The organism is Saltatorellus ferox (genome assembly GCA_007751475.1).
Lineage (GTDB): Bacteria > Planctomycetota > UBA1135 > UBA1135.
Genome location: CP036434.1, coordinates 7342837 through 7368579 on the forward strand (window position 1 = coordinate 7342837; position 25743 = coordinate 7368579).

The window sequence follows — 25743 nt, forward strand, 5'->3', positions numbered from 1 at the left end:
CGGCCTCCGATAGTGCGGAGGTCCCGGACATGGTCCTGTCCCCACGCCTCACCTTTCTCTTCCCTGCCCTGCTCACCCTTCTGACGGGCGCTCGCGCCGTCGCCCTCCCCCAGGGCGCGACGCGCGAGGACCGCGCCAGCGTCGCCGGGCTCGAGGCCTTCACCGCCGGCGCCCAGCTCGACGAGCTCCCGCGCTCGGTCGACCTGCGGCCACTTCTCCCCGCCGTCGGCCGCCAGACGATGAACGACTGCGCGGCCTGGGCGTTCGGCTACGCGGGCCGAACCTACCTGGAAGCGCTGGACCAGGGCTGGAAGCCGGACTCGCCCGAGCGGATCTTCTCGCCGACGTTCATCTACAACCAGGTGAACCAGGGCGTGGACGGCGGCAGCCGCGTCGACCGCGTGCTCGATCTCTTGCTCAAGCAGGGCGCCGCGACGCTCGCGACCGCGCCGTACCTCGCGAAGGACTTCACGACTCCGCCGCCCGCCGAGGCCGCCGCCGAGGCCGAGGTCTTCCGCATCGCGAGCTTCGGTTTGCTGCCCGCCGGACCTGACATCCGCGCCGCGCTCGCCGAAGGCCATATCGTCATGTGCTGCGTGCGCACGAACCCGGTGTTCAGCTCGGGCCGCTACCCCGTCTACACCGCCGCCGATCACGAGCGCGGTCGCGCGGCCCGCCGCGCCGACCAGCCCCACGGCTTCCACGCCATGGCCATCGTCGGCTACAGCGACGACCGCGAGGCGTTCCTCTTCATGAACTCGTGGGGCCAGGACTGGGGCGACCGGGGATTCGTGTGGGTCGGCTACGACGCCGCGCAGACGTTCAACCAGAACGGCGCGACCGAGGAACTCGTCGACTTCGCCGTGGTGATGATCGATCGCCGCGAGCCCGTGGCGAGGTCCGAGAAGGGCTACGAGGTGCTCGACTTCCAGGAGCTGCAGGCGGTCTGCACCGGCGCGTTCTCCGGCTACGATCCCGCGGCCGAGGCGGGAGCGTATCGCTACACAGTTTCTTTGCGCGGTCCCGCGGCGCTGATGGCGAACCTCGCGAGCGTCGAGTGGACCGTGCCCGGACCCGATGGCGATCGAACGGTCTCCACGGAGTCCGCGGACTCCGGCTTCCGGGTCAGCGGCCGTAGCCACACGCCGACGATCCACGTCGAGGGCACGGCTCGGATGAAGGCGGGGCATGCGGCGACGGTGCGCGTGGACGTGAAGCTCCAGGAGACCGCGCGACGGTCGCTCGCCTTGGATCGCGTCGACTCGTTCCACGACTCCACCGCGGGCGGAGACCTCTGGCGCTGGACCCTGCTTCCGCGCATGAGCGACGCGGACTGGCGGGACCTCGTTCGGATCGAGTGGAGCGTGGACGCCGGTTCCAATCTGAAGGCGCCGGCGACCTACGTGCACGACGGCGGGCTGCCGCCCGCTTGGACCATGGCCAGCACGGTGATGCCGAGCTTTCGCTCCCCGAAGCCCGCGGCGGGCAGCGCCTACCTGAGCTTCCGCGATGGATCGCGCCATGAACTCGCGTTCCCGACCTCTGCCTTCACCGACCCCGTACGCAAGGAACTCCTGGAAGAGGTCGTCTGGCGTCCGGTCGGCGTCGACGGCGATCGTAGCTGGTACTTCTACGAGCTGCGCATCCGCTATCCCGAGGCGTGGGCGGACAACCTGCTCGGCATCTCGGTGGAGACCGGCAACCAGACCGACTGGATCTCGCGGGAAGCCGCCGCCGTCGACGGCCCCGGGCCGCGCATGCACGTCCTGCACGGCTTCGCGAAGCGTCCGTTCTCCACCTACGGCCGCGCCAGCTTCCGGACGCGCCACCCGCGGCTCGGCTCAACGACCCCAGTCATGAACAGCCGGATCATCGACTTCGGCGACGACGTGGCCTGGGAGATCCCGACGCTGGCGAAGCCCGAAGTGCTCGTGAAGGGACGCGGCTACGGCATCGAGTCGCGCGATCGCTACGTCGGCGAGGTCGATGGAAAGCCCGTGTGGGCCTTCGAGGTCTACGTCGATGGAACGGCGAACATGATGGCCATCGAAGAGCTGACGTGGACGATCGGGGACAAGGTCACCGCGTTCAGCCGCGAGAACGAGAGCCCCCTCGACGGCTACGTCCTCGAGCATCGCTCTTCCCAACCCTTCGACGCGGTCGCCGACTGCACGCTCTGGGACGGGCAGACGTTCCAGCTCAGGCGAACGGTGCAGCCCTTCGCGCCCCGGAACAGCGCGCTGGCCCTCGACCTGACGGACGTCACGCCGGCCGAACTCCAGGAGCGAGCCCCGGACCGCGTGCTCGGCGAGGTCCAGCTCGCCGGCCAGGAAGCGGACCTCGCCACCGTTCGGGAGATCGTCGGCTACAGCCGACGCGCCTGGGGCGGCGTGCTCCCCACCCAGGTCGCGCTCATCGACTACAACCTGTTGCCGGAGGGCACGCTGGGCAAGATCGAGGTCCCGCGTGATCTCGAAACCACGTTCGTGCTGCATGCGGACGACGGGAGCGCGATCGCCCTCGAAGTGAAGCCCCACGCGCTGAGCCCCGCGCCGGCGATGCCGCGCTTCCAGCTCCTCGCGCGCGAGCGCTTCGCTGGCTTCGGGCCCGAAGGTCCGACGTGGAACGTGGAGCTGGACGTTCGCGGCGAAGAAGCGTTCCTCGATCAGCTCGAGAGCATCGACTGGTCGGCCGTCGCGGTGGAGGACCACGCCCCGTGCGGCGCCCCCGTCGCGGAAGCCGCGCTTCGCCGTGCGACGCTCACGGTGGACCGACCCGTCCGAGTCCGCGCGCGACTGCACTTCGCCGCGGGCAACGATCTCGAACCGCTGGAGGTCTCCGCCCCCGTGCTGACCTTCAGCCGTCGTGCCCGCGGCGATCTGCGGGTCGTCGTCGACCGCGGCTGGATCTGGGACCCGATCGAGCGCTACGGCCCTGGCGTCAATCCGGCGTCGATCCACTGGCCCAGCACTCCGTACCGAATGCGCATCGAAGGCGCGCCGTCGCTCCTCGCCGAAGTGGCGTCCGTGCGCTGGCTGGCGCGCGATGCCTGGCAGGAGCGGTCCGCCCGGAAGAAAGGCGAGCCCTTGCCCGAGCCGGTGGCGCACGCGAGCCCCGGCGAGACCCGCGCGCTCGGCTTCGAGTGGCGCACCGAGCAGAACCCGGACCAGAACTCGCGCAACGTGACGCCGGAACTCGTCATGCACGATGGCAGCACCCGCCAGTTCGCCACCTTCGAGCTGGTCGACGGCATGGAGGCCGTGGACCGAAGGCAGCCCGTGCCCGTGGCGCAGATGCGCGACTGGGGGATCGTCGATGGCCAGCGAAGGAGCCTCCTGATCGCCGGCGTCCCGGACCCCGACTGGGCGACGCGCCTTCTGCGCGCCACCTTCTCGGCCAGCGTGCCCCTCGTCCCCTTCGGTGGACTTCCCGAGGCGGCCCTGGAGCGCCCGATCGCGCGCCGGGCGTTCCTGGTGGATCGACCCGGGCAGATCGATGGCCTGCAGCTCCGTCATCGCCAGAAGGACGCGGGCGGCTTCGACGAATCGACCGAGACGCTGCGCACGCCCGCGACCTTCGCACTCGCCGCCCCCATCGAGGAGCCGAGCGTCCGCCTGGTAGAGTCCCCCGAGGACGGCGGCACCTTCTGGTACCTCAGCGTCGCGGCCCCCGAGAGCCTCCTGGCACGAACACGAAGCGTGCGCTGGACGCTGAGCTGGGGCGCGGCGACCTCGGAGTACGTCGTCGACCGGATCGGAGAGCGGAGCGACGCCTTCGAGCTACGGATCGCGGGCGAGCGCCCGAGCACGATCGAAGGGGTTCTGCTGGATCCTTCGGGAGCCACCATCGGAACGGCGCGCGCCATGTCTTCGCCAGCACCCCCCAACCGCTAGAGCCGCTCACGGCGCGGTTCCCTTCCGCGGAAGACTGTGACCGTTCGGGAGGTGGCTCACCGCGCGCGAAAACCAGTGGTTGGCAGCCCGCGCCATGCTCGCCACCCCCTGGAGGGGCGCGGTCCACCAGGTCACTGGCAGGGCCGCCATCAGGCCTCCATTGGGCCCGCCGGGCGATCGCGGGATCTCGAATCAGGCTGTAACGCTCGGCAGGTTACGCGGATGAGCAGGGGGAACGAGTCTCTACCCGACCCCTACTGCTATGACGACCACAGCCATTCTCGCGGCCATCGCCGCCTCTTTCTGCCCCAGTCAGACCCAGGGAGTGCCTGCGGGCCCAGGGCTCAGCCAAGCGGTGCTCCCCGGCGCTTTGAGCCCAGGGGATCTGGCGGCAGCCGGAGGTGATCTCATCCTGGATGAGCCCGGCGACGGGCGCACCTGGGCCCGCGGGCCGCGCTGGAAGGCCTCCTTCGGTGCCGAAGGGCTGACCTACATCCCGTTTTTTGGTTCGGACGCGCCGCAGAACTACCCCGTGGTCCTCAATCTCTCCGACGTGACGATTGCCAGTGAGCCGCTCTGGCTGGAGAGCCGGGAGCGCTCGCGTCTCGGGGAGTCGGTCACGCTGGACCGCGGCTCGATGAGCGAGGTCTACCACGTAGCGAGGGACACCGTGGAGCAGACGTTCGTCTTCAAGGAGCTGCCGGTACGGGGCGAGCTCGTGCTGGAAGTCGACGTGCAGACCGAGCTCCAGATGGCCGCCAAGGACGGCGGGTTTACCTTCTCGAACGCGCTCGGTGAAGTGCGCTACGGCGCCGCCACGGCGATCGACGCAGAGGGCCGCAGCCTGACGCTCCTGCAGGAGTCCACGGCCAGCGGCTTCCGCATCGTGGTTCCTGCGGACTTTGTCAGCCAAGCGAAGCTTCCTCTCGTCGTGGACCCCATCCTCGACACTTTCTCGGTGACGAACGACACCCGGCGTCAGTCCGACATGGACGTGGCCTACGATCCAGCCAACACGAAGTACCAGATCGTGTACTCGGAATTCCAGAGCGCCACGGACCTCGACGTGATCGCGATCAGCTACAGCGCGATACTGGGCTCCGTCCTCCAGGTCGCCGCGATCGACGTGTCGAGCTCGTCTTGGACGATGCCGCGCAACGCATCCAGCTACGAGGAGGAGCAGTTCCTCTGTGTCTCCCTGGTGGGGCTGGGCGTTGGCTCGCGCTCCGTTTGGGGACGTACCCGCGACGCGGACACCGGCAACGGAAGTCCACAGTTCCAGATCAGCGGTGTCGGGGCCGAGCACGTCGACGTTGGCGGGAAAGGCAACGAGGTAGCGACCGTCTATGACTACATGGTCGTGTGGCAGGAGACCGACGGCTTCAACAACGACTTCGACATCGTCGCCCAGGCCGTGTCGGGCAACGCCAGCCTCACGGGCGGGCGCCGGATCATCGACGGCGACGTGGGCGATCTCGACCGCTTCCCGTCGATCTCCAAGAGCTCAGGGCAGCCTGGGTTCGCGCAAGAGCTCCAGGAGTACATGATCGTCTGGGAGCGCGAGGTCTCTCCGACGAACCGCAACCTTCGGGCGCAGGTCATCGAGTACACCGGCGACATGACGGGCCATAGCCAGTTCAACGCCTACACCTTCAGTGACTCCAGGAGGCCCGACGTGTCCTGCTGGAGCCGCAGGAACAGCTTCGCCCTTGAGCGTCACTGGCTCGTCGCGTTCGAACGGCAGGTGGGCGCCGCCTACAAGATCTTCACGGTGGTCGCTGTCGATGGATCCGCGGACAACGCACGCAGCGTCCAAACGATGCAGAACCTTGATGTCGATGCCGATCATCGCGATCCACATGTCGCTTTCAACGGTCAGGACTTCCTCCTGACCTATCAGACGATCGAGTCCAACGGCGACTACACCGCTTACCTCACCGCGCTCAACGTCGTGCACGATGATGACGAGCTTCGAACAGGGCTGACCCTGCGACGGGAGTTCCTCGGGACATCAGAGGGGGCCCCTGGCCACGTCGCCATCGCATCTCACTGGGACGGCGGCAATTCAGCGGCTAGCCAGGAGGTGGGTGATGCGGTCGCTCTGTGGCTGGACTTCGATAGCTCGACGGGCGACACCGAGGTCGGTGCCAGTCTCGTCGAAGAGGTGGAGATCAGCGTGCTGGGCGCGCAGTTCTGCGAGGGCGCTTTGAACTCCACCGGCCACGCTGCGTGGATCACGGCGCGCGGCTTCTCATGGGAAACAGATGCCGACATCCGGCTGACCTGCACCGAGATGCCCTCGAACTCCTTCGGACACTTCCTCGTGTCCAACGTCGCCGGCTTCGTGGCGAACCCCGGCGGAAGCCAGGGCAACCTCTGCCTGCAAGGGGCCGTCGGTCGCTTCAACCGCTCGGGCGAGATCATGAACAGCGGCTCTGTGGGGAGCTTCACGCTCTTCGGCGTCGATCCTATGGCCCTTCCGTCCCCCACCGGCCCCGTGTCCGTCCAGCCCGGTGAGACCTGGTACTTCCAGTGCTGGTTCCGCGACATCGGACCGAGCTCGAACTTCAGCAACGCGGTCGAGATGACGTTCGACTGAGAGCCTGAGCAAGAATGGCTCGGGCTCGACGCGCATCCGCATTGGCGGATGCGCCTGGCGGTACCGCCAGAGATTAGAGCGAGCGATGCACGAACGTCACGTGCCGCGGCTCCGTAAGCAGCCTACGCGGCACATCAAAAACGAGGGCCTGGAAGTGGAGGGACACGGCGTCCTCTGCCGTGAACGGATCGATCCCGGTCACCGGAACATCGAGCTGCCCCGTGGCGGGGATCGGCCCGTGAACGGTGAAGCGCACTGGCGATCCGATCAGGAGCGGTCCCGCGACGACTCCGAGGGGCCGGTACGCGGCCGACGGGTTCGACTGCAGCACGGCGAGGCGCCCAGCCGGGCCAATGATTCGGAAGGTCGCCAGATCGTCGCCGGCGATGAGTGCCGGTGCCTCGAGTCCGACATCTGGGCGATCGAGCGCGGACAGGCCGCGGCCGCGGACGGGGAGCCCGTCGCACCCGGGAAAGACCAAAAACATGAGATCGGTCGTCGCACCGAGTCCACCAGTCGCGCGCAGATCGTCGCAGATGATCTCGCTGGCGCCCGCGGTGATGTGCAGTCCATCGCCGCCGGCTCCCCCGTACGCACCCCCGTGCAACCCCCACAGGCCGTCGCCACCGTCGCCTCCCCACAGGTCGGTATCAAACACCAGCACACGCGACTGATCGACGAGCAGCGCGTGCTCCCCCGGCGTCCCGTCCGACCCACCGAGAATGCCGTGATCGCCTTGCAGCTCGCACGCTGTGAACGCGACGTGGTCACAGGACCGGACCTCCTGACGTGACAGTCCGATGCCACACTCGTGCGGGGACGTGAACCCCCAGGATGGGGGATTCGGAATCGAACGCAATGCGGCGCAGTCCTGCATGCGAATCGGCCCTTGGCAATTCTCGAGGAGGAAGCCATCGAGGAAGGTCAAGCCGGACAGGACGACGGTTTGGTCGGCGCTGGATCCTCGCACGACGAGTTGCTCGGCGATCTCGACCGTGGCCCCCGGGGTTCCAACGATCGTGATCGCAGTTCCGTCGAGGGTGACTGGAGCTGCGTAGAGCCCGGCTCGAACGAGCACGGTATCTCCGTCGATCGCGCTGACGACCGCGTCGGCGATGTCGAGGAACTCGCCTGCGCCTGACGCGTCCACCACGTGAACATCGGCGAGGGCGGCGGGGGCGAGCGCGAGGGTGGCAGCGATCGGCAGGAATCCGTTCATGGGAGGAGAAGCTCGGGAAGGAGCGGCGAGGTCCGTACGGGGGCGCGATGAAGTACCGCGCCATCATGAACGATGCCGCGGGCGAGCTTCCGTCACGGAGAAAGGCCGAATCGTGGCGGTACCGAACCCGACCCAATGGCGGTACCGAACCCGACCCAAAGCCGCCACGTTTCGGATCGTACGCTCCTGGTTCAATCGGAAACGTGGCGGCTTTGGGTCGGGTTCGGTACCGCCAGGTTCGGGACCGCCACAGATGCGCCTACACCGCACGCCTTCCCGAAACATCCTGTCCAGCGCAGGCGTGCGCACACTCGTGTCCACCAGACCACGGTCCCCCCCCAAGAGCCTGCGCCACGGAAGCTCGCACTTCATGACTGTGCGGAACCGCTCGCCCGCCCCGGACTGAGTCACGTGAAAGATGATCTCCAGCTGGTCTGTGCACGTAGGTGATATGGCACGGCGGTTGCCCCCACTCTTCACGCCCCCTTCTTCCCGGAACTGAACATGCTGCCCGCACTGCTCCTCGCCACTCTGGCCCAGGCCACCACGTTCCTGCCGTTCGAGGGGCCCGAAGCCGACGACGCCGTCGCTGCACTCGCCTTCGACGCCACCGGTGATACCCTCCTCATCGCACACCGAGTGAGCCGCTCACTCACGCGGTACGACGTGCAAGCCGGCCTGATCACCGCGCGGATCGACCTCGGCCCGGACGTCGCTGATTTCAGCGGCGCATGGACGGTCGAGTGGATCCCGGGCACTCGCGATGCCCTCGTCTTGGATTCACCGCGAGGCATCTTGTTCAGGGTGGATTCCCGGACCATGACGACTCTGGGTCAGGTGTCCATCGGTACCCAGGGCTCGAGTGAAGTGCAGCTTGCCGTGACCAGCGACGGAGCGACCTGCGCGTTCGTTCGCCAATCGGCCATGGAGCGTCGGCTGCTCATCGTCGACCTCGGAAGCATGACCGTGTCGCGTTCGATCGAGATCGGGGTCCCGCTCGGGATGGGCTCGAATGGCTCCATGGCATCGATCACCGCCGACGATCGCCGCGCCGTCGTCGTGGCTGCCGATCCGACGTCGATCTCGGAAGCCACACTCGTTGGGTACTCACTCGCCACGGGCGCGCTGGAGGTCGTTGCAGCGCAGGCCGTGTCGACGACGAACATGGTCGACGTGAAGCAGAGCGGTGACCGGTCCACCTGGTTGGTGACCCAGAGGAACCAGAGCGGTGCGGTGGAGGCTGTGCGCGTGGTCGGGTCCGATCTTGCTTCCACCAACAGCTTCACGTTCAGCGGATTCGGATCGGAGCTGGAGAGCTTCGAAGTCGACCCCACGGGAGCGCGCGGGTGGGGGCTACTCGATGCCAGCGTTTTCGCCTTTCCCCTCGACCAGCCGCAGGTAACCCCGATGTCGAGCGGCGTGCAGCGCTTCCCGAGCGAGAATGTGTCGCTCTTCCGCGTTAGCGGCGACGGAACTCGGCTGCTGCTTGCCGTCGATAGAGATCGGGTGTCGGTCTTCGATGGTGGCGGCGCGTTGATCGCTGCGAATGTCGGATCGAGTTTCAAGTGGGGCTTCACCATCACGCCTCTCGCCGAAGCCGTTGCGCCTGTCTTCGCAGCCCTCGGTAGCCTTCGATACGACCAGGTCACGGTGCTCGACGGCCGGGTGCCGGCCGCCCCCGTGGTCGAAACGTCGTTCAACTCCAGCTCGCTCGACTCGTTCGAAGGTCCCTACGGACTGAAGCAGCTTGGGGACTCAACCGAGGTCGCTGTCGTGGCGAGCTCCTCGTCGAAGCTGAGGGTCATCGACGTCGCCACGGGCGCTTCCAGGACCGCACCGAATCTGCTCGCGAACGCCACCGATATCGACGCACTGAGTGGCGGCACCCTTCTCGTGGGCCATCGGGATGGCACGCTGCTGGCGCTCGACTCTGCCTCGTTGGCCGAGGTAAGCCGATGGACGCTGGGCGGCATCATCGAGCAGGTGACGGCGGAGCCCTCCGGGACACGCGCCTGGGTGCGAGTAGGCGGTTCTCCGAATCACCCCTACGACGCGGCGCTGATGCTGGTCGAGACTGCGGGCCCCCAGGCCGGCGTGCTTGGTTCCGTGCCGCTCGCAGGCTCCGCCATACCACCGCGCGCCTACATCGGTCCCCATGGAGGCCTCTACACGGGCCCTGGTGGGCCCGAGTCGTACCTTGGGTTTCAGTACCGGAACGAGTCCGCAAGCGTGGTGTTCGACTTCGCGGCGGGGCGAGCCTACGCCTTCTCGCCGTTCCAGGAAGCCATCGAGACGATCGACTTGCCAAGCTTCAGTCGCGTAGCGGTCCAGCCGACCTCCGTGAACGGGATCACAGGACATTTCTACCCTCAACTCACGCTGTCGCCAGGCGGCGGCCATCTCATCTCGTCGTTCACAGATCTCAGCAGGCTCTTCCGAGTCAGTGCGTCCGGACTCGTGCTCGTTGCAGAGATGGACTGCAGCCCCGGAGCCATCCCCGTCAAGTACTCGCAAGGGTTCTCGAATGACGGATCCATCGCGTACCTGTCCGACCTCGGGGACGACCTCACAGGATCCCCGTGCGCCTCCATCGCTGCGATCGACGTGGTCTCGGGCCAGGTGCTGGACGCTATCTCAGGCACTGGCTACCTCGGACTGATCGCGAGTGGCGACGACGTGGCGCTCCTCCGGAGCGATGGCGTGGACCTCACTCGTTTCGATGGGGCCAACTTCTCCGCGCCTGAACCCGTCATGGAGACCGAGTTCATGGCGCCCGTGCTCTTCGATGCATCGACGGGGATCCTCGTGGCCGCAGAAGGTAGCTCCTGGACGGACAAGGGACTCCGCGCTGCGGATCTCTTCGACGGACAGGTTCTGGCCGCCTGTGGAGGTGGCGTGCCGAACACCACCGGCGTCCAGGCTCAACTCGATGTGACCGGCTCACCTTTCGCCGGTGAGGAGATCGTCCTGACCACATCGAAACTCGCGCCGTTCGAGATGCTCGGGGTTCTCATGATGGGCGACGCGCTCAACCAGCCGATGCCTGGCGCCAGCGGCCTCGGGCAGTTTTGTGTCGGAGGCAACCTCCGTCGCGTGCTGACTCCCATCACCCCGGCTGACGGAACCGGGAGGCGCCGCTACGCCCTGTCAACGGATACCCTGGCGACGTCTACAGGAACCGTGACCGTGGTCCCAGGCGAAACGTGGGTCTTCCAAGAGTGGCACCGGGATTCGACGGCAACGGGTCTCCCCACATCGAACACGAGCACCGCTCTCGCGATCACCTGGCGGTAGTCTGCGCTTGGACCGGTCCCGCGCGCTACTTCTGGCTCGCGGCGGCCAGCCCTGCGGTATCGACCATCTGCTGGAAGCGGACGATCTTGCCGTTCTCGATCCACCACGTGTGCGCCGCTTGGACGTCGAGCGGCTTGCCCGACTCGGTGTGCGTGCCGCGGTAGCGACCGAACATGGTGACGACCTCGTCGCCGCCCACGATCTCGTCGACGACTACGGAGAAGTCTTTCCATTCGGCCATGAGTCGCATGAAGACTCCAGCGACGATGGCCTCTGGACCACGGTAGGGATTACCGTCGGCGAGCGAATTGCCCTCGGCTTCGTTCCAGACCACGTCCGGGTCGAGGTGACCGAGAAGTCCCATGACGTCACCGCTGGCGAAGGCTGCGTAGATCCGGGAAACGAGTTCGGTGCCTGAATTCATGGGAGGTTCCTCGGGGGCCGGGTGAGATGGATGGCGGGGCGCCATAGCCTACTGGCAGCCTGCTCGTTTGCCATGGCGGCTCGCGCCTTCTTGCTCCAGCGTCTCGGCGCTTCGAAGGCGACGCCGAAAGGCCCCTGTCCAGAGATCGCTCCGATCTCTGGACAGGGGCGTGACGGTACGGAACGACATCGTCCTCGAGGAGCCGGCTCCCCGGTACCTCGCCGGTGACTCCGCCACACCGCCCGTCAGCGTCGCGGGCGGAACGCTGCGACCGAGTGGCGGAAACGCCCTCCTGCCGACGAGAAGTTCCCGACCGCGAAGACGCCGGTCGAGTGCTGTTCCAGCCCGAGGACGGTCCCTTGAATGGCGGGACGCCAGTCGAGCGAGCGGCCCAGCTTCGCGCCGACCGCCACGAGCGAGTTCACCTCCTCTCCGGCCAGGCGAAAGAAGTTGCCACCGATCACGACACGCTCGCGCCCGGGCAGAATGCGAGGGAGCTGAATGCCGTAGACCTCGTCCAGCTGCGGATCCCAGGGGGTCAAGGCCGCGGTCACTGCGTTGAAGCCCAGCGCGTACTGGCGCAGACCGAAGAGCTGCGTATCGAGGTAGGCGGACACCCGAAGCTGCCTCCCGTCGAGCACCATGTGCTCCACCCCAGAGCAGCCCTGGGGCGCCCAGGGCAGAACGGCGCCGGTCATCGCGTCGAGCGCGGCCAGGGCTTCACGCGCCACGGGCGGCTGGCCAATCTGAGTGAAGGTCCCGCCGACGTAGAGCGTCTGGCCGTCTGGCGAGAGAGTCATCGCCTCGACCCTCGTGGATGCCGGGATCGTGCCGAATAGCGCCTGGCGAGCTCCGGTGATCCCATCGAGGGCAATGAGCGAAGGTGTCGACGGCCAGGAGCTCCGCACCGCCACGAAGATCGACGAATCGTTCGCGGCGATGCACGAAATGCCCGTGACCGTCATCCCGGACAGGTCGGGAACGAACGTCGAATCGAGGGTACCGGTGGCAGCATCGACCATGGCGAGACCCGGTCGCGGGACGCCGGAGACGCGGTCGAAATCGCCTGCGATGACGACGCGCCCGCTTTGGGCCACCACATGCTTGACCGTTCCGTCAGGCCGCGGCGCGTCCCAGTTGTCCGGCACGAGTCCCGTTCGGACGTCGATCGCGCCGAGGTGTGGCGTGTCCGTGGCGTCCTCGAACAGCAGATTGCCACCGGCGAAGAGCTGCGATCCGCTGATCGTGAGGTCCTCAATCGAGCCGGGCGAAGTGCCATTGCTGACCATACGACGCGGCACGCTGACGGGGCTCGAGGTCTGGCGATCGAACGCTGCCAGGTTGTTGCGTCCGGGTCCCGCGGCGGTGCGGTAAAGGCCCCCGAGAATCACGCGGTCACCGAACGTCGTGATCCCGCGCACATAGGCGCCGGAGGTCTGGGTCGGCCAGGCCAGGTCGGGCGCGAACGTCGATACCGCACCCGTGGTCAGGTCCACCGAAGCGGCGTAGTCACGCGGCTGCCCGGCGATCAGGCGGAAGCGTCCGCCGAGAAAGAGTTCGTTGCCGTCGACGTGCAGGGCCTGGACGCTGTCGTCGCAGGGAACCTGGAGTGCCGTGAGCGAGAGTGCCTGGGCATCGAACTGCGCGAAGCGAGAGCGACTGATACCGCCCACGTCCGTGAAGTCGCCGCCGACGAGCATCTCTCCACCGTGGAGCAGGAGCGCGCTGACCTCGCCATTGAGCTGGAAGTCATGGGGATCGAGCGCGCCGGTGGTCGGATCGCAGACGATCAGGTTCCGCGAGACGGTGCCACCATTCGTGCGCATGTCCTTGCCGCCGATCCAGACGCGCCCCCCACCGAGAGCGACCGTCGTCAAGCGCGAGCTGAAGGACGGGTTGTCCTGGATCTGAGGTGTCCAGTTCGTCCACGCGCCCGTGGCGAGATCGATCGCGGCGGCGTTGCTCCGCCCGATTCCACCGACCGAGTCGATGGAGCCGACCACATAGGCGACGCCCGTAGCTGGATCGACCGTCACGTCCTGGACGTAGCCGACCAGGTCCTGGGCGAGGTTCTGCCAGGTTCCGTCGGAAGCGACATGCACGAGGCGCAGAACGTCCACCGTACCCTCGATGCGAAGAGTTCCGGCGATGACCGCCCCTCCGGCGCCGTCCGCCGCCACAGCGCGTACATCGCCTTCGATGCGTGGGCCGTCTTTGTGGATCTCGGTCAGCTCGGGATCCGCGCGAATGAACGAGCCCACCTTGGGACCGACGCGCCGGAAGTTGCCGCCGAGGAAGAGCCGATCCCCCTCGAGATCGGACGCGTAGACGACCCAGTCGACCTCGCTGAATGCGAGGTCGGGCGTATCGTCGAGGGGGACGGCGCGCGGAGGGTCGAAGTTGGGAACCGACGGCAGGGCCGTCGAGCTGGTCTGCTGTGCGAGAGCGGGCGAGAGCGGGCGAGAGCGGGCGAGAGCAACACAGGAACGAAGCTGAGAAGAAGCAGCGTTTGCATGGCGATGGGTGGGTGGGAAGTTCGAACGGGGAAGTCGTAGCACCCCGTACCGTAGCCAAGGACCACATTTCTGACCACGACCCAGGTCTCCAGGCTCGGCCCGGATCGAACGGCCCTGGCCAAGTTCCTGGAAAGCCTGTCCAGGATCCAGGTGGCTCATTTGGGCGGCAGTCCCTGATTGTTCGGGAGCTGGCGCAGCACACCCCGGGGCAGCGGCGCCCAGATCGCAGAGTCCTTGCCGGCCGCCGCGAGCGCTCCGTTCGTCCATGCGTTGCACGTGTGGAGCGCGTGGTAGCTGCCGCGTCCCTCGAAGAACCCGTCCGCCAGACCGACGCCGTAGCCCTCGAAGTCGATCCTGACCATGCGGCCTTCCGCGTCGAGCACCGCGCTCTCCAGGATGTACTCGCAGAGTTCGCGGTAGGCCGAAGGCTCGACGCGCACGAGATGGCAGCGATCGTCATGGACCGGCCCTCCCCAGTAGGACTTGACTCGGACCGCCGTCGGCGTCGGCCAGAGTGCGCCGCGCACCGCAACCCCTGGCGTCAGGTCCGACCAGGTGGGAACCTTCGTGTAGAACTCGCGCTCTCCCCATCCGATGGCGAGATAGCCGTGGCGTTCGAGCGGGAAGCCCTCGGGCAGGTGCTCCCGCCACGTGAACTCAGGATGGAAGGCAGGCACCCATACATCGACATGGGGACCACTCCGGAAGAAGTAGACGTCGATGCTGCCCTCCAGCGCCTCGGACGTCCCATCGACCGTGATGCGCATCGCGATCTCCGCGGCGCCGAAGTAGAGGACAGGAACGGCCACCACGAGGCCGAGCAGCGCCAGTGTCCATCGCAGCGTCCATCGCAGGAAACGCCGCAGCCCCGCGCGCCCGGGCCCCCCGCGCTCGATGTTCGATGCGGGGGGCCCGGCGTGCGGGGCTGCGGGCGCCGTGGGTCCTTCGGGAGGCTCCACCGTCATCCGATCAGCAGGCCGATCCGCTCGGCGTGTTGTCGCGCTTCTCCTCGCGCTCGACCTCGATCATCTTCAGGCGCTCGAGCGTCACGTCCGGGGTCGGGTACTCGCCCGTGAAGCACGCGTTGCAGAACTTCTCGATCTTCGTGTTGCCCGCGCGTGCCGCCTCGTTCATCGCCTCGCGATCGAGGTAGAGCAGGTGATCCACGCCCAGGAACTTGGCGATCTCGGCGTTCGTCCGGCCCGTCGCGATGAACTCGCGCTTGCTCGCCATATCGACGCCGTAGGGGCACGGCGCCACCAGCGGCGGGCTCGTCACGCCGAAGTAGACCTTCTTGGCGCCGGAAGCGCGCACCATCTCGACGATCCGTTTCGACGTGTTGCCGCGCACGACCGAGTCGTCGACGAGGAGCACGTCCTTGCCCTTGAACTCGATGTCGATGGGGTTCAGCTTGCGCCGGATCGACGACGTGCGCGCCGTCTGGTTGGGCATGATGAACGTCCGGCCGATGTAGCGGTTCTTGACGAGCCCCTCGCGGTACGGAATGCCGAGCTCCATCGCGCAGGCGAACGCCGCGTCGCGCGCGCTGTCCGGCACCGGGATCACGGCGTCCGGGATCGGAGCGCCCGAGTCGCGCCACTGCTCGGCCAGCGCCTTGCCGAAGCGATGGCGCGTCTTGTAGACGCTGATGTTGTCCAGGAACGAATCGGGCCGCGCGAAGTAGACGTACTCGAAGATGCACGGGCGGTGAGGCTCGTTGGCCACCTGCTGGCGGTGCACCGTGCGCGACTGGTCCACGAAGATCGCTTCGCCGGGGCCGATGTCGATCGTGCGCTCGTAGCCGTTCACGTCGAGAACGACGCTCTCGGACGCGCACGCGAACCAGACCCCGTGCTCGTCGCGCTTCTGGCCGAAGACGGCGGGCTTGATGCCATAGGGATCGCGGAACGCGACCATCCCGACGTCGGCGACCGTGGCGCAGACCGAGTACGCGCCCTTCACCTCGTCGTAGACCTTGCCGACCGCGTAGAAGATGTCCTCCTTCGTGATCTGCCCGCCGCTGGCCTGGAAGCGCTCGGCGAGGCCCTGCTGGAACACGTAGAGAAGGACCTCGAGGTCACAGGTCGAGTTCAGTCGCGTCATCGTCGAGCTGAAGCGCGAGTGGGACAGCTCGACGTAGTTGGTCACGTTGCCGTTGTGCACCATCGCTGTCCCGATCGGGAAAGTGTGGTGAAACGGCTGGGCGTCCTCGGTCCGGTTCTCGCCGACGGTCGGGTAGCGGACGTGGCCGAGCCCCAGGTGACCCTGGAGACGCGACATGTTGTCCCCATCGAAGACCTCGACGACGAGCCCGTAGCCCTTCTTGACGTTGAATCGATCGGTGAAGGTCGTGATGCCCGCAGCGTCCTGGCCGCGGTGCTGGACGGCCAGAAGGCCCTCGTAGATCTCGGGCGCAACATCCACGCCGTCCGGACCAAAGATCCCGATGAATCCACACATAGGTATTTGATGCCGCCTGCTGTGACGACGCGTTGAGGGGTCCCTCGCAGGAGCCCATCGGGGCGATGGGTGGGAGAGTGGGCGAGCAGGATAACCCACGTGGTCCGGGATCGGTGGCCCTGGAAGACCTCTTCGGGCCAATCTCCCCCCTGAGGGACGGCCCTTAGGGTCCTCCCTGGTTCGAGCCGGAGGAATATTCCCGTTTCCCCTCATAGGTTCCCGAATCTGAGCCGAGTAAGTCCCTGTCGGGGTCCCCCCCTCCCGACGCACTCTCCCACCACTTTCGCCTATGTTCTCCCATCTCGCTGCGGCGGCGGAACGTGCAGTTCCTGCCATCGGCCGCAGAAGATCGCTCCTGGTGTGCACAGGAGCAGCGACCGCGCTGATCGCCGCGGCCCTCTGGTTCCCGCTCTTCAGCGGGCAGAGACCCCTTCTGATCAGCCTGCTGGCTCTGATGGTGCCGTGCGCCGTCACCGCCTGGATGCTGCAGAGCGTGGCGGCCGCGGAGGCGCGGCTGCAGGCCGCGCTGGCCCGGTCGCAAGGCCTCGATCGCGCCAACGCCGAGCTTCGGCGCTTCGCTCAGACGGTGGCCCATGACCTTCGCGCGCCACTCGTCAGCGCCTCCGGCTACCTGGAGATGGCCCGCGAGAACGCCCGTTCCGGCGAGGTCCAGGGGGTGATGCAGCTCCTGGATCGGGCTTCGGAGACGGCGAGGCGCATGGACGGTCTGATCAGCGGACTGCTGGAGCTTGCCAGCGGCGACGAGGTCGACCTCGACGCTCCGATCGACCTCGATCGGGTGGCACAGAACGCCCTCAACGATCTGGCCCCTGCCCTGGAGCGCTCGGGCGTCGAGGTTCACTGCGCCGAGCCATTGGGAACAGTCCTCGGGGACGCCCGCTACGTCCAGCAGGCGTTCGACAACGTGCTAGGGAACGCGCTGAAGTATGGCCGTCCCACCGACGGATACACGACTCCCATGCTGGAGATCCGGGCCGAGAGGCTCGCGAGCACCGTCCGCATTTCGATCGCCGACAACGGCCCTGGCATCCCTGCGCAAAAGCGTCAAGCGCTCCTCCAGGGAGCGACCGCTGCCGTCCGGCAGCCCAAACTGATCTTCGGGGACGGCCATCGCCCCCTCACAGGGGCCAATGCTGGCCTCGGCCTCGGGCTGGTGAGCCAGGCCATGAAAGAGTGTGGCGGTAGCCTCTCGATCCAGACCTCCGCCCTGGGCGGAGCCGAGTTTGTCCTAGAATTCCGAGCTGATCCATGCGTGCAACACAGTCAGATCCCGGCGAGCCTTCCCGACTCCCTGCCGCGGCGGATGCTCGCGGACCACGCGTCCTGCTCGTCGAGGATGACCCTGATCACCGGATGATCGCCGACCACTACCTGAAGAAGGTAGGAGAGCGAATCGGACGCGTCTCGCATGCGTCGAGCCTCGCGGCGGCGCACGCTTCACTGGAAGCCGAGGGCGCGGACCTCGTGCTGCTGGATCTCACGCTCCCCGACAGCAAGATGGAGGCGACCCTGGCTGCCCTGGGCTCACTGACCCGGAGCTACCGCGACACCAGTTTCGTCGCGCTCAGCTCGCTCGGCTCCCAGGACATCGCTCTCTCTGCGCTCGAGCACGGAGCCGCGGCGTTCCTTCCCAAGCAGGAGATCAACGTTGCGTCCCTCAACGCTCTCCTGGACGATCTCGACGTCGCGCGACCTGCTCCTTCGAGTGCCGCTGATCCCGACGTCGTGAACGCGGCGCCGGACCAGAGCGAGATCGACGCACGCAGGCTCGCGTCGAAGATCGCCCACGACGCTCTCGGCTGGGCGTCGAACATTCGCTTCCGCGCCTCCGCCATGGCCGCGGATCCGAGCGTGCAGGCCTCGGACGCTCTCCGTTCGAGCGTGGAAAGCATCAGGTCCAGCGCGCTCGCGCTCACGAGCTTCATCTCCGGCGCGCGCTCGCTCTTGATCACGGAGCTGGAGGCGCTGACGGCCGCGCCCGGCGACACCGAAGAACTGGATCTCGGCCCATGGCTGACGGAGACGGCGGAACGCTGGCAGAAGTCGACGCGGAACAAGCGACTCGCCCCGCGAATCGACGTCCGATCCAGCGGCCGCGTTCCGGACGAGGTGGGACGCCGACTCCTCTCGCGCGCTGTCACCGCACTCCTGCAGAATGCCGCCCAGCACGCCGCGCGACCGGAAGGGCCGATCGCCTTCCACATCCATGAGGTGCCTTCCGATGGACCGCGCGTGGTCCTGGACGCCTACGACGACGGCGGGCCCTGGTCGATCGACGATGCGGAGGCACTCGGCACTCCGCTCACGACAGGTCAAAAGAAGGCCGCCAGCGCGGGCCTGGGCCTCTATTCCGCAAGACGCGCCCTGGAAGCGCTGGGTGGATCGATGACCTTCCACGAGCGCGCGAGCGCCTCTGGGTCGTACCTGATCCGGCTGCAGATCCCTCGCGCGTAGACCTCAGGACCCCGTCGTCGCCCTCTCCTGGGACGCCGTCGCTTTGAACTGGGGATTCACGCCCGGTCCCTGGGTCTTGCCCAGCATGCGCTGCACCTTGTTGCCGAGCATTCTCAACCGAAGCCGCCAGCCCCGCAGCCACAACGGATTCGTCGGCGCCGCCTGGACCATGTACGCGTTCCAGCGCACGCGCTCCTGCCAGACCTGAAGCGAGGTCACGCCGTCACGCAGCGCCGAGAGCGGCGCGTGCTCGGCCATGTCCTCGTCGCGCTTCAGGAGCGTGTTCGGCGAACGCGGGTCGTCCATGTGATCCTCGCGCAGGAACGGAAAGTAGAAGCCGTTGACGTAGCCGCTCTCCGCGATCGAGTTGCAGTACTTCGTGAAGCACGGGTCTTCCTGGCTGAGCAGGCCCTGCGCCTCCATGCACTCGCGCTTCATGAGGTAGCCCGAGCCCTGGACCCAGCAGTTCACGAGCATGCGATGGCCGCCCTTCAGATCGCGCAGCTTCTTCTCCGCGAGCTCCGGCACGTAGTCCTCGTCCTGGAAGCGCCAGCAGCCGATCACGCCCAGCTCGGGATTCGCCTCGTGCGCGGCCCGAAGCGTCTGCGCCCAGCCCTCCTCCAGCAGGCAGTCATCGTCCACCTTGCAGAGGTAGGCGCCGTCGGCGTTCTCCCACAGCCAGTTCGTCGGCGCGCGCAGCTTCTCGTTCACCGGGCTGTGGTGGAATCGATGGCACCGCGGGTGCTCGGCCATCTCCTTCGCGACGGCCAGCGTCTCCGCATCGTCGCCGTTGTGCCAGATCCAGACTCGCATCGTGTCGTCGCAGCTGTCGAGCAGTGCCTTGAGCGACTGGCGCGCATAGAGCGGCCGGCGATGGGTGATCATCAGGATGTCGATGATCTGACTCGGAGTTTGGGCAGGTGCGGTCGTCATGCTCATGGCGATGGCCGTGGGTGACCGGGGCGGGCCTGGTAAGCCGTTCGTTGCGGCGACCCTGGGCGGTCCAGGTCTCCGTAAGATCGGCTTTCTCGTACGGCTCCGTACCCGAAATCCAGGTCCCCGTCCCCAGATTCGTCAGCCCATGAAAATGATTCCGTCTCGTCGTCCAGGAGCGCGCACCGTGGCCGCGCTTCTCCCTTCCATGACTCTCATCGGTTTCGCAGGGGCCGAGCTGAAGCTCCCCGCAGTGCTCTCCAGCGGGATGGTGCTGCAGCAAGAGGCCAGCGTCCCGATCTGGGGACGCGCCAACCCGGGGGAGACGGTCACGGTGACGGCGAACTGGGGCGAGGCGACCGGAAAGCCCCCCACCGAAGTGAACGTCCAGGCCGACGCAGACGGCCACTGGATGGTGAAGATCTCCACGCCGAAGGCGGAAGGCAACGAGTTCCAGGTACGTGTCTCCACGGGGCCGGAAACCGTGGAACTGGAGAACGTCGTCCTCGGCGAGGTCTGGCTCTGCTCTGGCCAGTCGAACATGGAATGGCGGATCAGCGACTCCATGGACGCGGCCCGCCAGAGCCCCGACCTTTCCGCCGAGGACATCTCCCTCGAACCGAGCCGCATCCGTCACTTCACGGTTTCGCGGGCCTACGCCCTCGAGCCCGCCGAGGACTGCGGCGGCCGCTGGCTCGACGCCTCCGGCGAGAACGCTCTCCCGTGCAGCGCCGTCGGCTACTTCTTCGCGCGCGCTATCCAGCAGGAACTCGACGTGCCGATCGGCCTCGTGATCTCCTCCTGGGGCGGCACGACCGCCCAGGTCTGGACGTCCGCCGAGGTCGTGTCGGCCTTCCCGGACCACGCGAAGGCACTGGAGGAGATCCGCGCCCGCGGCGGCGAAGCGACCCTGAGCGAGACGGAGATCGACGCCTTCTGGAACGGCGTCGACGAGGCGGCGTTCTTCGAGAGCCGGTTCAAGTCACCGGATTTCGACGACGGTCACTGGGACACGACCTCGGTCCCCACCAGCTACGACGATCTCGGGCTCAGCGGCTTCGATGGAGTGGTCTGGTTCCGCACCGTAGTCGACGTGCCGCCGAGCTGGGCCGGATCCGATCTCGTGCTGGAGCTTCCGCCCATCGACGACCACGACGAGACCTTCTGGAACGGTGAGCGGATCGGATCGAAGCTGGAGCGAGGCGCGTGGTCCACGCCGCGTCGCTATGGGGTCCCCGCCGAGAGCGTGAAGGGCGGCGCCGCGAGTCTGACGATTCGCGCTCTCGACACCGGCGGTCAGGGCGGGTTCGGCGCGGGCGCCGCGAAGCTCTCGCGCGGCGACGAGTGGATCGACCTCGCGGGCGAATGGAGGTACAGGCGCGGCGTCCCGAGCGCGAGCGCGGGCCGCCCCCCCGCGCCGCCCCAGGTGGACCACCGCCTGCCTTCGGCTCTCTACAACGCGATGCTGGCTCCGCTGATTCCCTACGCGGTGCGCGGCGTCCTCTGGTACCAGGGTGAGTCGAACCGCTCTAGCGCGGACGAATACCGGTCGCTCTTCCCGGCAATGATCGTCGACTGGCGGACGCGATGGGACGACCTCGCGCTTCCGTTCTACTTCGTTCAAATCGCGCCCTATCGCTACGGGGAAGGACCCGAGGGCGAAGACGCCACGGCGCGTCTGCGCGAAGCCCAGGCCATGGCCACGCGTCTCCCCGCGACCGGCATGGCGCTGACCGCGGACGTGGGCAACCCCCGTGATATCCACCCGAAGAACAAGTGGGAGGTCGGCCGCAGGCTTGCGCTCTTCGCGCTCCACGATCTCTATGGGCATCCGGAGATCGAACCTGACGGCCCCACGCTCCGCTCCGCCACCCTGGCGGGGGACCGCCTCGTGCTCGACTTCGACCACGTCGCGGGCGGACTGCAAAAGACAGGGCCAGCCCTGGAGCACTTCGAACTCCAAGCGGCTGACGGTACGTTCGTTCCCGCCGTGGCCGAGATCACGGGCGAGGGCCGGACGATCACGCTCCGTGCCGAGGGCGTCGGGGAGCCGAAGGCTGCACGCTACCTCTGGAGCGACGCCGCCGAGTCGAGCGTCCGCGGCGGCACCGGCCTACCGATGGCCCCCTTCCGAACGAGGTGAACCGCGCCAGCGGCGATCCCATCGCCAGGGCGTCGGGCGGAGATCGTCGCGGTGCGGCGGCTCGGTGCGGCGGCTCGGTGCGACGGCTCGGTGAGATCGCCGCCGACACCCTCCCCTCGACCCGTCGGACGGCATCAGAAGCGATACGGAATCCGGAGGAAGTCGAGGCCTGGACGCGGTGCGTCCAGGTCCGTCGTCGAAACCCCCACCGCGAGATTGAACTCCACCTTGAAGCGCACGAAGTCCCAGTCGACCGATTCCAGAACCGGCTGGGATGGGTCCGTCTGGTTCGGAGCCGCCACAGGACCGTTCAGCGCCGCGATGTCAGCGGCGAATCCGTTCTTCACCTGGAGGTCCATGGCCGCCACGTCCATCCGCTGGCTGTAGGCCGACTCAGGGTCCGAACTCGGCTCACCCGAGTTCGGATCGGCGATCGTGGCATCGAAGAGAATTCGAATCTCGGTGCTGGTCGGATAGCGGTCGGGCACCCCACCGGACAGCAGACGGTAGTAGAACGGGACGATCTCGAACTGAAGCGTGCCGGGCATTGCCGACAGCTCGCCCGCATCGCTGTCGAGCCGAGCACCGATCGGATCGAGCGTGAGCCGGAACTCGTCGTCTCCTGCCACGTACCGACCGGCCACGACCGCGTACTCGCGAACGTCCCCGGGAACGGCGTCGTTGCGCAGGCGAACGGCGAACTCCCGCATCAGGTTCGCATTGCGTCGATAGAGTCCGGCGGCGTCGGAGACCCTTGCACCGGGAACGCGGAGCGTGGCCGTCGCCGTATCGATCGACGATGCCAGGGTCGCGCTCGGGCCCACGCCGAGAGCCCCGTAGGCGACGATCGGCGCGAGTTCCTCGGCCATCGCCCCGTCGCGCGGAACGACGCCGTCGCCGGCCGTTCCCCCGAAGAAGAACTCGATCGGGCTCGACGTTCCGTCCGGATTCAATCGGGCAAGGCCCAGGGGGACCCAGCGCGAGAAGGACTCCGAGCGGGAGCTGAAGAACGGCGTCAGGGAATCCGGTCGTGACGAGGGGGTTCGCCAGCCGATCGGCGGCGGCGCCATCGATCGCGTGACGTCGATCCCGGACGATACGTAGCCGGTGGAGCCGGCGGCTCCGAAGACAAGCTGGGTGTCCGGGTCGGAGATGTGCAGCTGGATGATGCCGGGACCGCCATCCCCGCCGGCGCCGAAGGCCGTCCCCTCCGGCGCGGCCGTGACGCCAGCGCACGCGGCACCGGCGGGCGTCTCGTTGCACCAGTCGAACGAGGGCGTCAGCGTCTCCGTGTGATTGGGGGGAACGTCGGTCCGCCCCTCGAACGCGACCTCGGGAATCGCGTCCGAGCGCCAGTTCGTCGGACCGTTTCGACCCGCACCGCACCGCTCCTCTCGCCCGGCTCCACCCTGGCCGCCGAGGGCGCTCAGGGGCCGCCTTTCGTGGATCGGAAAGTCCGCTGCATCGCGATAGAAGTCGCCGGTGCTCTGGGCCGTGGATTCGGCGCGGATGATGATCGACGCCGCGCTCGACAGCACGATGTGGCCTCCGGACCCACCGCCGGACCCACCGCCGATTCGGTCGAAGTAGTACCAGTTTTCGCCGGCGCCACCGTGACCGCCGTCCGCCGTGATCTGGCCGCGCGGTTCGAGGACGATGTCGCCGATCGAGAGAATCAAGAGCCCCCCCGCACCCCCTCCGCCGCCGGATCCCTTCTCGTCGCCGGACACGAGGAACGGCGTGAGAGGGAAGGTCGACGAGGTGACCGCGTCGCCGCCTCCGCCGCCGCCCGCTCCGGCCCACACGCGATTCAGCTCCCCGCGCACCTGGGTACCGTTCGCGGTGACCATCGATCCGTAGAAATCATTGTTCGGGGAGGCGTCGAGGAAGGGCGTGGACCCCACGGCGCCTCCGGCAGCGGACGAGACCTGGCTCACCGCGCCGAGGCCTTCGAACGAGCCGGGGAACCCGGGCTCCGCGTCCATGCCGAGCAGCATCTGACAGATCGCCAGCGGCGCCATGCCAGAGCCGTCCACGTCGTAGCGAACGGCCGACCCGAGCCGGCCACCTCCGCCGCCCGCAGCGCGACGGTTTTCCTTCTCGCACGGCCCGCTGGGCGCGTACGACGTTTCCCCGCCGCCTCCGCCCAATCCGGGCACGCCGAAGGCTCCTTCGCCGGCCTCGCCGCGCGGCGTCGACTGCGTCCGAAGCATCGAGGCCGCGCCGCCGTTGCCGCCTCCCGCCTGACCCGACGCACCCTCCTCGGGGACGTTGGTGGTGGCGAGCGTGCTCACCCCGAAGTTGTTGCCGCCGTTGACGGACAGGAGCCCGTTCACGCGCACCTCTCCGGTCGCGAAGATCGAGGCGGTATTCGGCCCCACGAAGAGGAGTCGTCCACCGTCCTCGATGGTGAGGTTCCGGACGTCGAGGCGTCCGCCGATGACAGGCTGCGAGACGGCGGTGGAAGCCCCGGGTCCACCGGAAACGACGTCCGAGTCGGTGGAGACGATGACCGTCTGGCCGGTCGGAACCACGAGGTCGAAGTTGCCACCTGGGCCTCCCGTGCCGTCGAAGTCGAAGGAAGCCGACAGCGCGCCCGGGGAGCGGCTGTTGCCCCAGTCCGCCCGCGGGCGCGGCGACGCCACCGTCGTGTCCTCGAGCGACCCCGGTGAACCGCCCGCGACCGTGAAGCGCTCGAGGATCTCGTCGCTTCCATCACCCTCCTCGCCGGGCTGCCCGTCGGGGTTGGCCAGCGTCGTCTCGAACCTCGCGAAGTTCGTCAGTGCCGACTGCACCTGGTCACCCGTGAGGTCCTGGAAGCCCTCCCGGAGCGTCACCCGCATCGAGGCGCCCTGGGGGACGATCCCGGTGGGCTGCACGCGCACGGAAGCGCCGGTGGCGGAGCAGTTCTCGATCAGAGTCGTCCGAGCGGGGATCCGAAGCCAGGTCGCCTGGGCGTCGTTGTAGTACTCCAGTCGAATGAGATCGGGGTGGATATTCGACGGCACGTTCGCGACCGGCTGGTTGAACTTCAAGACCACCGCGAACTGCCGCTCCCTGTCGCTGTAGAGGTTGAGAGGGACCAGGCTGGCGATCTTCGAGGTCTGGTCCGCCGGATCGAATCGGAAGTACTCCACGGCTTCAGGATCCGATCCGAACTCCACGTAGGAGTAAGGCGAATCGGTGGGCGAGCCCTCGAAATCATCCCCCGCGCCCATGGTCACGACGCGCGGCGGCCCGGCGACGAGGTCCACGAACAGCACCAGTTCGTCGGAGGACGCGGGCGTGCTGAAGTCGATGCTCACGCCGTTCTCGAGGCGTCGACCGGCCGTATCCATGACGGTCACGCCGCCCCCGAGGCCGCCGTGGCTCTCGGAGGGGAGATGGAGTCGGTAGCTCCGCCCCTGGGCGAAGCCGCCGTCGCTGTAGGTCGCATTCGTCGGACATCTCGGCTGGAATCGAACCGTACGTGGTCCCGCCTCGCTGTACGTTCCGATCGCAGGCAACCCCTGGCTGTCGACGACCTGCACGGTGCTGCTCGAGACCGTGCTGAAGTCGACGTCATGGGTGAACTCGACCAGGATCTCGCGATTCAGCCGCCACATGGCGCCGCTCACCACCGAGGTGCTTCGGACCTCGAAGTCGGTATCGGGTCCGATCGAGGGATCCAGACCCTGGGTGCCGGCGCCTCCGCTGCAGCCGACGGCCAGGCCGACGGCGGCGCAGGCCAGCCAGTGGATCAGCGGAGTGGGTGATGGGAGAGACATGGGAACTCCTTGGGAAGAGT

General features: G+C 67.5%; 13 protein-coding genes. 6 read left to right on the forward strand and 7 right to left on the reverse strand.

The window, feature by feature from the left end; genetic code table 11:
* Positions 1-29: 29 nt before the first annotated feature.
* Together Poly30_RS26635 and Poly30_RS26640 are read left to right on the forward strand one after the other, a co-directional pair.
* Positions 30-3893 carry a C1 family peptidase gene (locus Poly30_RS26635; protein WP_145205083.1) on the forward strand — a complete coding sequence of 1288 codons (3864 nt, stop codon included), beginning with the start codon at positions 30-32 and terminating at the stop codon, positions 3891-3893.
* 262 nt (positions 3894-4155) lie between these two features.
* Positions 4156-6492 (forward strand): hypothetical protein, encoded by a 2337-nt coding sequence (locus Poly30_RS26640; protein WP_145205086.1) that lies wholly within the window; start codon positions 4156-4158, stop codon positions 6490-6492.
* Positions 6493-6565: 73 nt separating this feature from the next.
* On the opposite strand, the gene Poly30_RS26645 is transcribed toward Poly30_RS26640, so the two are convergent.
* On the reverse strand, positions 6566-7711 hold the full coding sequence (locus Poly30_RS26645; protein ID WP_145205089.1) for a hypothetical protein: 1146 nt from the start codon (positions 7709-7711) through the stop codon (positions 6566-6568).
* A gap of 504 nt (positions 7712-8215) precedes the next feature.
* Between Poly30_RS26645 and Poly30_RS26650 the strand changes: the two genes are divergently transcribed.
* Entirely contained in the window at positions 8216-11005 is a 2790-nt protein-coding gene (locus tag Poly30_RS26650; RefSeq protein WP_145205092.1) for a YncE family protein, read from the forward strand.
* 25 nt (positions 11006-11030) lie between these two features.
* Here Poly30_RS26650 and Poly30_RS26655 read toward each other — a convergent pair whose 3' ends face one another.
* From Poly30_RS26655 to purF, 4 genes are all read right to left on the reverse strand, one after another.
* Positions 11031-11429 carry a nuclear transport factor 2 family protein gene (locus Poly30_RS26655; RefSeq protein ID WP_419190709.1) on the reverse strand — a complete coding sequence of 133 codons (399 nt, stop codon included), beginning with the start codon at positions 11427-11429 and terminating at the stop codon, positions 11031-11033.
* Positions 11430-11674: 245 nt separating this feature from the next.
* Positions 11675-13987, reverse strand: coding sequence for a delta-60 repeat domain-containing protein (locus Poly30_RS26660; protein ID WP_145205098.1), 2313 nt, complete (start codon positions 13985-13987; stop codon positions 11675-11677).
* 113 nt (positions 13988-14100) lie between these two features.
* The gene (locus Poly30_RS26665; RefSeq protein WP_145205101.1) at positions 14101-14910 is read right to left on the reverse strand and encodes a DUF2459 domain-containing protein; all 810 of its coding nucleotides are present in this window, start codon (positions 14908-14910) and stop codon (positions 14101-14103) included.
* Between the two features lie 4 nt (positions 14911-14914).
* A complete protein-coding gene (gene purF / locus Poly30_RS26670) occupies positions 14915-16405 on the reverse strand; it encodes an amidophosphoribosyltransferase (RefSeq protein ID WP_419190710.1) in 1491 nt (496 codons plus the stop codon).
* Positions 16406-16763: 358 nt separating this feature from the next.
* On the opposite strand from purF, the gene Poly30_RS26675 reads away from it, so the two are divergent.
* Together Poly30_RS26675 and Poly30_RS26680 are read left to right on the forward strand one after the other, a co-directional pair.
* On the forward strand, positions 16764-17783 hold the full coding sequence (locus Poly30_RS26675; protein WP_419190711.1) for a sensor histidine kinase: 1020 nt from the start codon (positions 16764-16766) through the stop codon (positions 17781-17783).
* Positions 17780-18880: an ATP-binding protein gene (locus Poly30_RS26680; RefSeq protein WP_419190712.1), complete on the forward strand. Its 1101-nt coding sequence runs from the start codon at positions 17780-17782 to the stop codon at positions 18878-18880. The genes Poly30_RS26675 and Poly30_RS26680 overlap by 4 nt, the downstream gene beginning before the upstream one ends.
* A gap of 3 nt (positions 18881-18883) precedes the next feature.
* On the opposite strand, the gene Poly30_RS26685 is transcribed toward Poly30_RS26680, so the two are convergent.
* A complete protein-coding gene (locus Poly30_RS26685; RefSeq protein ID WP_145205112.1) occupies positions 18884-19813 on the reverse strand; it encodes a glycosyltransferase family A protein in 930 nt (309 codons plus the stop codon).
* 208 nt (positions 19814-20021) lie between these two features.
* Here Poly30_RS26685 and Poly30_RS26690 point away from each other — a divergent pair, with 208 nt between their 5' ends.
* A complete protein-coding gene (locus Poly30_RS26690) occupies positions 20022-21956 on the forward strand; it encodes a sialate O-acetylesterase (protein WP_419190713.1) in 1935 nt (644 codons plus the stop codon).
* Between the two features lie 134 nt (positions 21957-22090).
* On the opposite strand, the gene Poly30_RS26695 is transcribed toward Poly30_RS26690, so the two are convergent.
* Positions 22091-25723, reverse strand: a complete 3633-nt coding sequence (locus tag Poly30_RS26695) for an Ig-like domain-containing domain (RefSeq protein ID WP_145205118.1) — start codon at positions 25721-25723, stop codon at positions 22091-22093.
* Positions 25724-25743: the final 20 nt, after the last annotated feature.

Coding starts and splice junctions, on each gene's coding strand:
- Poly30_RS26635 (WP_145205083.1), top strand. CDS start 30: ATGGTCCTGTCCCCACGCCTCACCTTTCTCTTCCCTGCCCTGCTCACC.
- Poly30_RS26640 (WP_145205086.1), top strand. CDS start 4,156: ATGACGACCACAGCCATTCTCGCGGCCATCGCCGCCTCTTTCTGCCCC.
- Poly30_RS26645 (WP_145205089.1), bottom strand. CDS start 7,711: ATGAACGGATTCCTGCCGATCGCTGCCACCCTCGCGCTCGCCCCCGCC.
- Poly30_RS26650 (WP_145205092.1), top strand. CDS start 8,216: ATGCTGCCCGCACTGCTCCTCGCCACTCTGGCCCAGGCCACCACGTTC.
- Poly30_RS26655 (WP_419190709.1), bottom strand. CDS start 11,429: ATGAATTCAGGCACCGAACTCGTTTCCCGGATCTACGCAGCCTTCGCC.
- Poly30_RS26665 (WP_145205101.1), bottom strand. CDS start 14,910: ATGACGGTGGAGCCTCCCGAAGGACCCACGGCGCCCGCAGCCCCGCAC.
- purF (WP_419190710.1), bottom strand. CDS start 16,405: ATGTGTGGATTCATCGGGATCTTTGGTCCGGACGGCGTGGATGTTGCG.
- Poly30_RS26680 (WP_419190712.1), top strand. CDS start 17,780: ATGATCGCCGACCACTACCTGAAGAAGGTAGGAGAGCGAATCGGACGC.
- Poly30_RS26685 (WP_145205112.1), bottom strand. CDS start 19,813: ATGACGACCGCACCTGCCCAAACTCCGAGTCAGATCATCGACATCCTG.
- Poly30_RS26690 (WP_419190713.1), top strand. CDS start 20,022: ATGACTCTCATCGGTTTCGCAGGGGCCGAGCTGAAGCTCCCCGCAGTG.
- Poly30_RS26695 (WP_145205118.1), bottom strand. CDS start 25,723: ATGTCTCTCCCATCACCCACTCCGCTGATCCACTGGCTGGCCTGCGCC.